The following is a 12775-nucleotide window of genomic DNA, read 5'->3' as shown; positions in this document are numbered from 1 at the left end:
AATATGAGAATTTCTAGCAGCATGGTTTATAGTGATTTTTTATCCAACCTTTCTGTTAATTCCAATAAAGTTCAGAAGACAATGAGCCAATTATCAAGTTCTAAACAGGTTAGCAAGTCTTCAGATGACCCCCTTGCTGCTTCTCAGATAATGAATTTAAAGGATTTGATTTCACAAAATGAGAGCGATTCATCGACTATCTCGGATTCATTGACGTGGACTGAGACACAAGACTCTGCTTTAAGTGATGTTAATACTGCAATGTTGAGAATTAAAACATTGATTCAGTCTTCTGCTAACAGCACGGCTGATAGTGACGAATTTGAAGCGAATAAAGATGAAATCCAGCAAAATATTGAAAGTATTGTTGATTCTTTAAATACAAATTATGGTGGTAAATATGTCTTTTCTGGACAAAATACAACCACACAGCCTTTTTCGGTCGAAAAAGATGACAATGGTGATATTACAGGAATTAAATATAGTGGAACAACGGATAATTTGAGTCGTGAAATATCTAAAGGTACAACTGTGGATCTAGTAACTGATGGGAGTCAGTTCTTAGATGAATCAGGGACAACAACAGATCCCCAGAATCTGGGAACCTTTTTCAATGACTTGATTACGGCGCTAAATAATGGCGATACTACCTCGTTATCTGGAGATATAATGACAAAATTTGAAGATTATCGTCAGAACTTTGTTAATATCAGATCCAAACTGGGAGCACTTGAAAATCGGCTCACATCTGCACAATCGCGTAATGAGACAGAAAACACTAACTTGACAGATAGTTTGTCTGATAAACAAGATGTAGATGTTGCTGAAAAATATATTGAGTATACTAATCAAATGGCAACATACCAAGCAACTTTAGCGATGGGAACTAAGGTGATGCAGACATCTGTCATGGACTATATGAAGTAGTACTTGAATAAACTAATGCATATGGTATGGTCAGAGTTGAAACTCTGGCTTTTTTTGCGTATGAAAAAATTGTTGCATATACCTTGTTTTCAGCATATACTTTTCAAATATTAATTTTTACAAAGGAGAGCCATATGTTAACGAATATAACAAATATATATTTTGTTCGTCATGCACTACCTGATTATTCTTGGGCAGATGATGCAATGATGCCATTAACTCAAGTAGGAAAAGATGATTCTTTAGTGGTACTTGATTCTCTTAAGAATCTTTCTTTTGATTTTTGCATCTCGAGCCCCTACAAGAGAACCTTACAGACAATTGAACCACTGGTTTATGAAAAAAAACTTAAAGTACATATAGACGAACGTTTAAAAGAAAGGGTTCGAGGTGATATTGGTGAAAACGGGGATGTTCTGCTAAAAAAAAGATGGGGAAACTTTGATTTTCATGAAGAAAACGGTGAATCAATGAATAGTTTGCAGCAAAGAAATATGGAGGTACTTAGTAGGATCCTTGAACAGCATCGAGGAGAAACTATATTATTCTCAACCCATGGAGCAGCCTTAAGTTCTATGCTTAATCATTTTGATAATGAATTTGGATATCTAGATTTTATCAGATTACAGTGTTTTACTCCATATGTGCTGAAAATAAGCTTCGATAAGAATAACAAGATTGTCGATAAAGAGGAAATTTTAATTATAGACAAGAAATAAGATTATAACAGGTGTGATAGCATGTCTTTCTTGCGATTAGAATAGAGACACATTGATTTTGAGGAGGAGTATATATGGTTCCAAGATACCAGAACTCTTAAAACATAAGCGACAAGAAGATGGATTTACCTAAGCTGCTATTGAAAAAAATTACATGTTTCACGGCAAACAGTCTCCAACTGGAAAACTGGGAGACACTTACCAGATATCGTACTGATTAAAAGTTGGCGAATATTTACGAGACTACAACGGATGAATTAATCAGTGGAGGGGTAAAAAAAGATTAAAAAAGCAATTTTACTATAGCTTCAAATTCACGGGCATTGTTAGTACTCAAATTTTATCGACTCATATCACACTCTGTTTTTGTGATTAGTTCATGAGATAAAATTAGCTATTTTTTACGTTTTTAAAAAACAATGATATGATATAATGCATACTTTAATCAATAAGGAGAAAAATACATGAGAATTGATACATCAAAATACCCAGAAGGAGAAGATGCCGTATCTGCTGATAGAATTAGGCGTCTCAAATTATTAAGTAAATTGGCAACTGTTATGTGCATTGCGATGTATATTTCATATATTCCTCAAATTATCAGTAACTTTTCAGGACACCCAGTAGGGTTCCTGCAGCCATTTGTAGCTATGGTTAATGCTTCTTTATGGACGGGATATGGTTGGAATAAAACGTACAAGGATTGGCCGGTAATAATCTCCAATGTTCCTGGCATCTTTTTTGGATTATTTACAGTTATTACTATATATATTCACTAATACAAAAAAAGAAATATTTTACTGGGTTACCCAGTTAACTTACTATAAAAAACGCCTCAATATCCTGTATTGAGGCGTTTTTTATCTGCGAATCATAGTTTTCCTATGGTATTTATGAAATTGTGAATCAACCATTTATTACAGAGAAACTAAATTATACTTGTTTTAAAGCCTCATCAATATAAGTTTCACCATCACTCATTCGAATTATCTTTTTGGTAGTGTTGTCAAATTTGATAATAGCGGCCAATGTCTCAGCAACGTTTTGAATTGTATTTTTAACGCCACTATTTTCATTAATACTAATTTTGTGAGATCCCTCTTCATCAATTAATGCGGCGGCTTGCAAGATCGTATAGTCTAAGTTGCTTTGATTCACAAGGTAGTTATCTGCAAAAAATTTAGCAATATTATAATCCAAGAGATTTTCCATACCCTTATTCTTCCATTGCTCTGGTTCCATAGAAAAGGCAGAACTAAGCATAATAAAACGATTAATATGATTGTTTTTTGCCGCCAGCATTACTTTAACAGCACCGAAAGCATCAGTTTGCAACAAATCCCTTCCACGTGATCCGGCAACAAAGTAAATCACATCCACACCTTTGACGATTTTTGATAAGGTTTCAAGATCATCATGCAGATCTAATTTTAGCGGTGTAACATGGGGATCTTTTAAAACCTTTTCTGGAGATCTAGCACCAGCAAAAATTTCATAGTCTTCCAGAGCTAATTGTTTGATCAGTTTAGTAGCAACACGACCAGTAGAGCCAACAATAAATATCTTCATCTATACACCCCTTAACGTAGTTTATAAATTATATTTTAACATTTTTAGTTAACAACTGTTAACGATGTTACTTTGTCAAACACATTTTAGTTGCAAAGAAATTTAACGTGAAGGAATAACTGTACCATTTGAACACTGCAGATAAAATCAAAATTTATGAATATTTCTTGATGATAGTATTAAACAATCTATTACTCGACCGATATCTATAAACATGAGGGGGAAGCCTCAAAAAACATGTAAAAATGGAGGAATTAAATATGCGTATAAATACTAATATCTCTGCAATGGATACATTGCGTAACTTAAATGCTGCTACAACAGCTAAGAGTGATTCTTTAGCAAAACTTTCATCTGGTTCACGCATCAACAAGGCCGGTGATGATGCTGCCGGATTGGCTATCTCAGAAAACATGAAGTCACAAATCAGTGGGATGACGCAAGCAACTCGTAATGCTCAAGATGGTGTTTCATTGATTCAAACAGCTGAAGGTGCACTTAGTGAAAGTCAAACAATGATCGAACGTATGCGTGATCTCTCTGTCCAAAGTGCTAACAGTACTTTGTCAGACAGTGATCGTCAAGATATTCAAAAGGAATTCGGTGCTCTTCAAAGCGAAATTACACGTGTTAGCCAAGATACAGAGTTCAATAACAAGAGTCTTTTGAGTGGCAACAACACATTTAGCTTCCAAATTGGTGCAAATGCGGGTCAAACACTTTCAGTTTCGATTAGTGATATGAGTGCTGATACATTAGGAATTGGTAGCTCAACTTTATCATTGACAGCATCAGCTGATGATCTTTCATCAATGGCAAGTGCAGCTGACAAACTCCTTGCTGTTGCAGATACAAGTGCTGCATTGACTGATGGTGACTTAGATACGCTGAAAACATTGGGTGTAGATACGTCAACCTTAACTACGACATCCACATGGAGCTCGGTTTCAGGTTTATCAGACGTTTTAGCTAAGGCAGCAACATTGTCATCAGACGCTGGTAATACAGCGACGGCTACACAAAAACAAGAAGCTGCGGATACTATTAAGGCCTCTCAAGCAATCACAGCTCTTACAAAAGCTGTCAGCACGGTTTCTGGTCAACGTGCAGATCTTGGTGCCGCACAAAATCGCTTGACACATACAATCAACAACTTGGGAACAACTTCCGAGAACTTATCTGATGCAAATTCACAGATTCGTGATGTTGATATGGCTTCAGAAATGACAACATTTACAAAACAAAATATCCTGACACAGGCAGCCACATCAATGCTTTCTCAAGCTAACTCAATGCCTAATACTGTTCTTACTTTACTTCAAGGTTAAGATAATTATTTTAATTTCTAGTTACACAAAAGCGTGCAAAAGTCGAATTTGGATTCGGCTTTTGTCGTATACATAAGGAATACTTATAAACACATAATTTGTTTAATTTAAATACTATAGGACCAATAGAACGAAAGGATTGATATTATGACCAGCGTGACGACAACTGATGGAATTAGTACAACATTAGGGCAATATTCAGGTATCACAGCAAGTACTATTGAGTCTTTATTGCAAGCTGATTCTTCTTATGTAGCCAAGACAAAAGCGCAGACTCAAATTACGACAATCCAATCACAGCAGACAGCATGGGGTGATGTTAAAAGTCGTTTGACTAATTTCTTGACTGATATTCAAGCGCTCGAATCTGATGATGCCTTCAACACAAAGGTCGCGACAACTTCTGATTCGAGTATAGCCACCATTTCGGGAACTTCGGCTGCTGATGAGGGAACATATTCACTCAAAGTCGATCAACTGGCAACTAATACCAAGGTTATTGGTGGCCAAGTTTCTACTGACAAGGATACAGCCCTTGGTATTAGTGGAACCTTGACATTGAAGAGCAGTGATTCAACTTCGACAGATGATGACAGTTCTTCCACTTCGGTTGACATAAGTATCAGTGATACGGATTCATTAGACGACGTAGTTGATAAGATCAATGAACAAACTAAAACGTCGGGTGTCAAGGCTAGTCTAATAGATAATCACTTGGTTCTAACAGAACAAACTGCGGGAGCAAAGACACTTTCTGTTTCGGCAGATAGCGATAGTGTTCTGAGCTCATTAGGGATGAGTAGCGATGCAACAACGACGACAACGGGCCAGTCTGCTAAGTTTGAATTAGATGGAGTATCAATTGAACGTAATACTAATTCGGTTTCTGATGCGATTGATGGGGTTACAATCAATCTTTCTAAGGTCAGTAGTGACGCAGTGACCCTATCTTTGACAAATGATACTTCTAAAGCTGTTTCAGCTGTTAGCACATTGGTCAGCCAGTATAATAGTTTGATGAGTCTTATAAATGATGACTTAGATGTTGGTGATCCAAGCAGTTCAGATAATACACAAGGAGCGTTAGTTGGTGATAGTGAATTAACACGTCTCCAAAGCCAATTAAGCAGTTTAATGACTTCGGCTGCTACAAATGGCACAACTTTGAATGCCAGCAAATTAGGAATATCAATTACCGATAATGACGGGACGGTCGGATTTGACGAGGATAAGTTTAAGGAACAATTAGCTAGTGATCCTGAGGCAGTAAAGAACTTTTTCTATCAATCAACTAAGAGTGTTACTGGAACGACCACTTCAGAGTCGGGTTACGCTGCAAGCTTGGGAAGCCTAGCGAACAACTATCTATCAGACACATCAGCAAATAAGGGAGTTATTGCGGTTAAGCTAGCAGGATATACCTCTTCAATCTCTAGCTTAAATGACCAGATCGATAAATTTACCACGGCACTTGAGGCCAAGAAAGAACATTATGTTGATATCTATACACGACTTGATACTGCGATGATGAAGGCTGAAACACAGCTTAGTTATATAACTAGTCTGACATCTTCAACATCGAGCAGTAGTAGCAGTTAAGAGGTAAGCAAGTGAATGATTATAAGAAAACAATAACGCAGATAAACGAACTGATTGAAAACAGTTCGTATCAAGAAATATCTGAGTACGAGGAAGTACTTAATGAAACTAATACAATGTTAGATACTTTGAAAAGTCTTACTAGACCAGATGGGTTAGCTGATATGGCTGAGTATAAACGAGTGCAGCATAATTATGAATTGCTTATCTCACAACTTAAGGAAAAGAAACACGAGACTTTGAACCATATTCAGAAGTTAAATCAATCGCAAAAAAGTACTGTAATGACCTATTTGCAACAAGAAGAAGGACCATCGCTGATTGATATGGACTTATAGTATTAAAGGAGTATAAGTATATGTATACAGATAATCGCAGAGCAAAAGATGTTTACCTAGGCAGTCAGATTTTAGGAGCATCACCCGAGAAGTTAGTCATTTTCTTGTATGAGGGCGCAATCAAGAGTCTCAAACGTGCGGAGTTCGCATTGGATAATTCTGATAACAAGAGTGCTCATCATGAATTGGTTAAGGCACAGGATATTATTAATGAATTAAAGCAGAGTATTAATCAAGAGGTCGCTGGAGAGCTGCCAGCAAATCTCGTCAGTCTATACGACTTCATGCTAAATGAACTAGTCAAAGCAAATTTGGGTAAGGATAAGGAACCGATTGGACCAGTTATCGACATGCTAAGTGAATTGCTTGAATCGTGGCGGGAAGTGTTGTCTCAGCAAAATAATATTTGATAAAAGGAATGGGTTAGATGGAGCGAATTAAATGGAGTCAGCCAGTGTTAACAATTTCTTTACTTGTTTCCAATCACCTAGATAGTGTGCAAAAATGCATGGATTCATTATTGCCAATCTTGAACCAAGTCCCTAGTGAACTGATTGTGGTCGATACTGTTGGGGCTGAAAAAAGTGATGGATCGCTGCAAGTTGCAACAGAATATGCTGACTTAGTTGTGTCCTATGAATGGAATAATGACTTTGCGGCTGCACGTAATGCAGGTCTTAAAAAAGGACGGGGTAAATGGTTCCTCTTTCTAGATGATGACGAGTGGTTTGATGATGTTTCAGAGCTAGTTGCTTTTTTCAATAATGAAAAGGAATACTCAAAATATGGTTCACTTTCGTATATTAGAAGAAATTATCATAATTTAGAAGGTACAAATTATTCCAAGAACATTGAGACACGTTGTGTTCGACTGACTGAAAATACGGAATTTAAGAGTCCAATTCATGAATATTTGTCTCCTATCTATGTTCCCACCAAAGCTACAAATGTGTTTATGCATCATTTTGGATATGTGGGTAAGAGCCTTGATGGCAAACTTGAGCGTAATGAAAGCATTATGCGAGAAGGACTTGAGAGTAATCCTTATGATATGCATTTATGGGCACAGTTGGTTGCTGGTATGGGTAAGAATACCAAGAAACAACGAGATACCGTTTTTGAGACTGCACAAGAAGGGCTGAATAACTTCTTTGCAAAAGATAATAAGAATCCGATGAACAAAAATGATGCATTCACCCTCATGTGCTACATGATTCAGGCACGTTTGCGTAATGAACGTTGGCAAGATGTGCTGCATATTAAGGAAGAATATGCTGGTGAGTTTAAACTTAATCAATATCAAAGATGCGTCCTTGATCAATTAATCTTCGTTAACTTACTGAGTATGGAAGATTTCCCTCAGGCTGCTAACTATTTAGAAGACTATATGCTTAATATACGGTGGCTGAGTACTCATCAAAGTGAATTTGTTAATCAATCATCTTTTTACTTTAGAGAACTTGTCAGTGTTGAGATGGGGATAAAGATGATTATGAAGATCTTTATCAAGGCAATGGTCGAGAAGAATTATCGCACCGTAATTCATTTTGCCAGATATGTTCCTTGGAAGTATGATTTTAACAGTACTGCTAGATTGTTGGGGACCATATTAGAGGCATTATTTTTAGAGAATGATTCTAAGGGGTTACAGCAATTACATGATGTGCTGCTTAACAATGATGGACAGTTGCCAGATATTTTCGGGCGCGACATAGTTATCTTGAAGCAAAAGGATGTAACTGAAGCAAAAAAACTCGCAGCTTTTGTTGCTAAACTGAATTCAGATGATGATTTTGTATTGCTCCAGCGCTTATTGATTGCACGCAATCAAGGAGAATTTGATGTTCTTTTACGGACAATCAAAAAAAGAAATATAACATGCGCATTGCCTAATGAAGAATTATTTGTAGAACTGGTTACTAGAGGAATTGATCCGGCCTTTACGATTGACAGAATAAGTCAAGAAGATTGGTATGGGGCTTCACTTGCAATAGTACATAAGATGAGTTCGAAAAAGGGTGAGATTCCTGAGTTTGCGCGAAGTATCGAGAGTGCTTGGCCAAAATCACAACGCAGAGAGTCTTTATTGCAGCAGTTGTATCATGAATTTGTCTTCAGTGAAGAAATCCTACCGGAAAATATTGAAGAGCAGCTTCCCTTTTATGCGCGGAGTGTTGTGAATTGTGCACAGTACCTGTATCATAAAGAACTTTTGTCGGGGGAACCGTCTAATTTATTGCCTGCCGAAACAAGATTTGGTATCTTTCTTGCTCGAGCTTTGGAAGAACAGCAAGAGGGCAATTACTCATTGTACTTTGCCAATCTTAGATGGGGCCTGAATTGTTATCAGGATTCAAAAATAATTGTAGATCATCTTGTAAAGAAGTATCAAGGACTCGAAATAAAGCAGAAACAGATTGCTGCCGAAATGCAGCGCCTAGGTAATCAGGTTAAGACACAAATTTTGGATATGATCCGCCAAGGGAAAACCGAGGGCGTACTGTCCATGATTAATCAGTTAAAAGAATTGCTGCCAGAAGATAGAGATGTCGATCGATTACATGAATTGTACGAGAGGTTATTATAAATAAAGTGTATCTGCAAAACAATAGTAAAAAAAGCTTGCCGACTTGGCAGGCTTTTTCTAATTAACAAACAAGAAATCAATAAGATTGTTATTCATAAGACCTTGAATTAACCTTAAAAGTATCATAAACTAAGAGTAGTTCGTGAAACAATTGTGTTTCACAAAATGCAATCAGATATTAAAAAGGAGCAATATGAATCCAACAGAATTTAAACAGGCTCTTTTAGACCTGGGAATAAAACTAGATGCCCATCAGATGGAGCAATATGAAGATTATTTTCAGTTGCTGGTAGACTTCAATGCACATACTAACTTGACAGCAATTACCGAAAAAAATGAGGTGTATCTAAAACACTTTTTTGATTCAATCTTGACAGGTGTGGCCGTTTCACAGTTACAAAATATGCCACTGACCTTATGCGATGTCGGTGCTGGAGCTGGATTTCCGTCAATTCCATTAAAAATAGCCTTTCCGAACCTTGAGGTAACAATTGTTGATTCTTTGAACAAGCGCATTCTTTTTTTGGATCAGTTGGCCAATAATCTTGGATTGACAGGTGTGTCGTTCTATCATGCGCGTGCAGAAGAATTTGCAGGTAAAAAGAGTCAATACCGTGAAAGTTTTGATATTGTGACTGCTCGAGCCGTTGCGCGTCTCAATGTCTTAGCAGAGCTATGTTTGCCTTTAGTTAAGGTTGGCGGAAGTTTTGTTGCCCTAAAAGCTCAAAAAGCACACACAGAACTTGACGAAGCACAATTTGCAATTAAGACATTAGGTGGAGAATTCGTACAGGATAACAAGCTGGTACTTCCCATAACAAGCGATGAGCGTCATATTATTAAGATCGATAAAGTCAAAAAGACACCGGCAAAATATCCAAGAAAAGCAGGGACACCTGGAAAGCAGCCTCTAGTAGGATAGACTAGGATAGACATTCGGGGAGGAAACAATAGTGGCATTTTCATTTTGGAATAAGGATAAGAAACCAGAAGCCCAAACGCAATCTGTAAGAGAAATTGAACTCTCACAGATTGTGCCTAATAGATTTCAACCACGTAAGGTTTTTGAAGAAGAAAAAATAGTCGAATTAGCAAATACAATCCGTGATCATGGTTTGTTGCAGCCAATCATTGTAAGAGAATTTCAAGAAAATAAATTCGAGATTATCGCTGGTGAACGGCGCTTCAGAGCTGTATCGTTGCTACAATGGAATAAGATTCCGGCAATCGTCAAGAAAATGACAGACACTGAAGCTGCATCACTCGCTGTAATCGAGAACCTGCAGCGTGAGGGCTTGACTGCAATTGAAGAAGCCAAGGCTTATCGTGAACTGATGGAGTTAAACAAGCTGACACAAGTAGAGCTAGCCAAGGCACTTGGCAAGAGTCAATCATTTGTTGCAAATAAGTTGAGATTACTCAAGTTGGCACCTTATGTGCAGCGCGTAATCATGCAGCGCAAAATTCTGGAACGTCATGGACGCAGTGTATTGAGCTTGGATGATGAGAAACAGATTGCGATAATAAAGCGAGTTATTGATAACCAGCTGACAGTTAAGGAAACAGAAGCACTTGTTCTTAAAGAACTGGAAAAGGAAGAAAAGACTGTTAATAATACGACTAAGAAGCCACGGCGTAATAAGGCACTTCATGATACACGGATCGCAGTAAATACGATCAAGAAATCGGTTAAGCTGATTAAGGAGAATGGAATGAAGGTCAAGACACATGAAGAAGATGTTCCAGGGTTCCATCGAATCGTAATTGATATTCCAGTTGATAAAGAACAGCAAGACAATAAATAATGTCATAGGAGGGTCAGAAAACATGGGGATTGTAATAGCGCTTGCCAACCAAAAGGGTGGTGTAGGCAAGACAACAACAAGTGTCAATTTGGGAGCTTGTCTTGCAGACTTGGGCAAGAAAGTCTTATTGATTGATTCAGATGCACAGGGTAATGCAACTAGCGGTGTCGGAGTTAGAAAGACGGAGATTGAGAAAGATATTTATGATGTTTTAGTTAATGAATATCCAATTGCTGATACGATTATCGCTACAAGTCATGAAGGGCTTGAAATTGTTCCTGCAACAATTCAATTATCAGGTGCAGAGATTGAACTAACATCACAGATGGCACGTGAATCACGACTTTTGGATGCTATTAAGCAGATTAGGAATGATTATGATTATATTCTAATTGATTGTCCTCCTTCTCTTGGACTATTAACGATCAATGCATTTAGTGCTAGTGATTCAATCTTAATTCCAGTTCAAAGTGAGTACTATGCACTGGAAGGTTTGAGTCAGCTGATAAATACTATCAAATTAGTGCAGAAACATTTTAATCCACAACTGGCTATCGAGGGTGTTTTAATGACTATGTTGGATGCACGTACCAATCTTGGCTCACAAGTTGTTGAGGAAGTTCAGAAGTTCTTTAAGGACAAAGTCTATCAAACAGTGATACCAAGAAATGTCCGCTTATCAGAAGCACCAAGTCATGGGCTTGCAATTGTTGATTATGACCCCGCATCAAAAGGTGCCAAGGAATATATGGCATTGGCAAAGGAGGTTTTGGCTAATCATGGTGAATAAAAATAATAAAGGGCTCGGCAGAGGAATTGAGGCACTTTTCCAAGATTTAGAACAAGTTGATGATGGTCAAGAAGTTGTCACGGAATTAGCTTTGGACGATATTCGACCAAATCCCTATCAGCCTCGCAAAATATTTGATGAGGCATCATTGTCAGAGCTTTCGGTTTCAATTAAAAAGTCAGGTGTTTTTCAGCCAATTATTGTCCGTAAATCAAGCGTCAAAGGGTATGAGATAATCTCCGGCGAGCGACGCTTCAGAGCTTCTAAACTGGCAGAAAAGAAGAACATCCCTGCAATTATTCGTGAGATTGATGAGGCAAGCATGATGGAAATTGCAATCCTTGAAAATCTGCAGCGTGAAGATTTAACGCCGCTTGAAGAGGCACAGGCTTACAGCACTTTGATGGACAAACTGCAACTTACACAGGCACAAGTTTCTGAACGTCTTGGGAAAAGCAGGCCATATATTGCAAACTATTTGAGACTCCTTGGATTGCCAAAAGAAGTTAAGGATATGTTGCAAAATGAGGAATTATCAATGGGACAGGCTAGAACTTTACTAGCTTTAAAAGATAAGAAACACGTTATCTCTGTTGCGAAAAAGACAGTTGCTGAGAATTTAACTGTGCGACAGCTCGAACAATTGGTTGCTAAGATAAATGGTGATGAAACAAAAACTGCTAAAAAGGTAAAAAAAGATCCCAACGCAGTTTACTACGAGCAAAGTGAAAATGCACTACGTGAGAAGTTTGGGACAAAGGTTACAGTTAAAACAAGCTCTAGACAAGGCAAGGGCAGGATTGAAATTGATTACTTGTCGACATCTGATTTTAATCGAATTATGGATATACTTGGAGTAAATCTTGATTAACCATTAGAATAAATGGAGGTGTGAGAATGCAAGCTGAATACGAACTGCATGATGTTGTTGAGATGAAAAAGCCGCATCCTTGTGGTACCAATAGTTGGGAAATCATTAGGTTAGGGATGGACATTAAGATTAAATGCACGGGATGCGGTCATTTGGTAATGCTGCCTCGCCGGGAATTCAATCGCAAGTTAAAGAAGATACTAAAAAAAGCAAATATTGAAGAATAAGAAAGAGTGAAATAA

Annotated in this window: 14 protein-coding genes; 13 read left to right on the top strand and 1 reads right to left on the bottom strand. The window is 37.6% G+C overall.

Annotation, left to right across the window (positions count from 1 at the left end; genetic code table 11):
* The first annotated feature begins 3 nt into the window (after positions 1-3).
* The 3 genes from flgL to IV36_RS04355 all read left to right on the top strand — a co-directional run bounded on the left by flgL (position 4) and on the right by IV36_RS04355 (position 2425).
* The gene (flgL, locus tag IV36_RS04365) at positions 4-927 is read left to right on the top strand and encodes a flagellar hook-associated protein FlgL (RefSeq protein WP_056990969.1); all 924 of its coding nucleotides are present in this window, start codon (positions 4-6) and stop codon (positions 925-927) included.
* A 134-nt stretch (positions 928-1061) separates the two neighbouring features.
* A complete protein-coding gene (locus IV36_RS04360; protein ID WP_056990968.1) occupies positions 1062-1646 on the top strand; it encodes a histidine phosphatase family protein in 585 nt (194 codons plus the stop codon).
* 464 nt (positions 1647-2110) lie between these two features.
* Positions 2111-2425: a SemiSWEET family transporter gene (locus IV36_RS04355; RefSeq protein ID WP_056990967.1), complete on the top strand. Its 315-nt coding sequence runs from the start codon at positions 2111-2113 to the stop codon at positions 2423-2425.
* A 154-nt stretch (positions 2426-2579) separates the two neighbouring features.
* On the opposite strand, the gene IV36_RS04350 is transcribed toward IV36_RS04355, so the two are convergent.
* Positions 2580-3215: an NAD(P)H-binding protein gene (locus IV36_RS04350; protein WP_056990966.1), complete on the bottom strand. Its 636-nt coding sequence runs from the start codon at positions 3213-3215 to the stop codon at positions 2580-2582.
* A 260-nt stretch (positions 3216-3475) separates the two neighbouring features.
* On the opposite strand from IV36_RS04350, the gene IV36_RS04345 reads away from it, so the two are divergent.
* The 10 genes from IV36_RS04345 (at position 3476) to IV36_RS04300 (ending at position 12760) form a co-directional block, all read left to right on the top strand.
* Positions 3476-4543, top strand: coding sequence for a flagellin N-terminal helical domain-containing protein (locus IV36_RS04345; protein ID WP_056990965.1), 1068 nt, complete (start codon positions 3476-3478; stop codon positions 4541-4543).
* A 147-nt stretch (positions 4544-4690) separates the two neighbouring features.
* Positions 4691-6142 (top strand): flagellar filament capping protein FliD, encoded by a 1452-nt coding sequence (gene fliD, locus IV36_RS04340; protein ID WP_056990964.1) that lies wholly within the window; start codon positions 4691-4693, stop codon positions 6140-6142.
* A gap of 11 nt (positions 6143-6153) precedes the next feature.
* Positions 6154-6480 (top strand): hypothetical protein, encoded by a 327-nt coding sequence (locus tag IV36_RS04335; protein WP_056990963.1) that lies wholly within the window; start codon positions 6154-6156, stop codon positions 6478-6480.
* A 20-nt stretch (positions 6481-6500) separates the two neighbouring features.
* Positions 6501-6890, top strand: coding sequence for a flagellar export chaperone FliS (fliS, locus tag IV36_RS04330; protein WP_056990962.1), 390 nt, complete (start codon positions 6501-6503; stop codon positions 6888-6890).
* A gap of 17 nt (positions 6891-6907) precedes the next feature.
* Positions 6908-9067 (top strand): glycosyltransferase, encoded by a 2160-nt coding sequence (locus tag IV36_RS04325; RefSeq protein ID WP_056990961.1) that lies wholly within the window; start codon positions 6908-6910, stop codon positions 9065-9067.
* A gap of 193 nt (positions 9068-9260) precedes the next feature.
* Complete coding sequence (rsmG, locus tag IV36_RS04320; RefSeq protein WP_056990960.1) at positions 9261-9989, top strand: 16S rRNA (guanine(527)-N(7))-methyltransferase RsmG; 729 nt, start codon at positions 9261-9263, stop codon at positions 9987-9989.
* Positions 9990-10020: 31 nt separating this feature from the next.
* Complete coding sequence (gene noc, locus IV36_RS04315; protein ID WP_056990959.1) at positions 10021-10872, top strand: nucleoid occlusion protein; 852 nt, start codon at positions 10021-10023, stop codon at positions 10870-10872.
* 22 nt (positions 10873-10894) lie between these two features.
* Positions 10895-11662, top strand: coding sequence for a ParA family protein (locus IV36_RS04310; RefSeq protein WP_056990958.1), 768 nt, complete (start codon positions 10895-10897; stop codon positions 11660-11662).
* Positions 11652-12533, top strand: a complete 882-nt coding sequence (locus IV36_RS04305) for a ParB/RepB/Spo0J family partition protein (RefSeq protein WP_056990957.1) — start codon at positions 11652-11654, stop codon at positions 12531-12533. The genes IV36_RS04310 and IV36_RS04305 overlap by 11 nt, the downstream gene beginning before the upstream one ends.
* A gap of 26 nt (positions 12534-12559) precedes the next feature.
* Complete coding sequence (locus tag IV36_RS04300) at positions 12560-12760, top strand: DUF951 domain-containing protein (protein WP_010078087.1); 201 nt, start codon at positions 12560-12562, stop codon at positions 12758-12760.
* Positions 12761-12775 lie beyond the last annotated feature (15 nt).

This window comes from Liquorilactobacillus mali, assembly GCF_001437155.1.
GTDB lineage: Bacteria > Bacillota > Bacilli > Lactobacillales > Lactobacillaceae > Liquorilactobacillus > Liquorilactobacillus mali_A.
The sequence above is the reverse complement of the archived record's forward strand: the minus strand, read 5'-3'. Positions and strand labels throughout refer to the sequence as shown.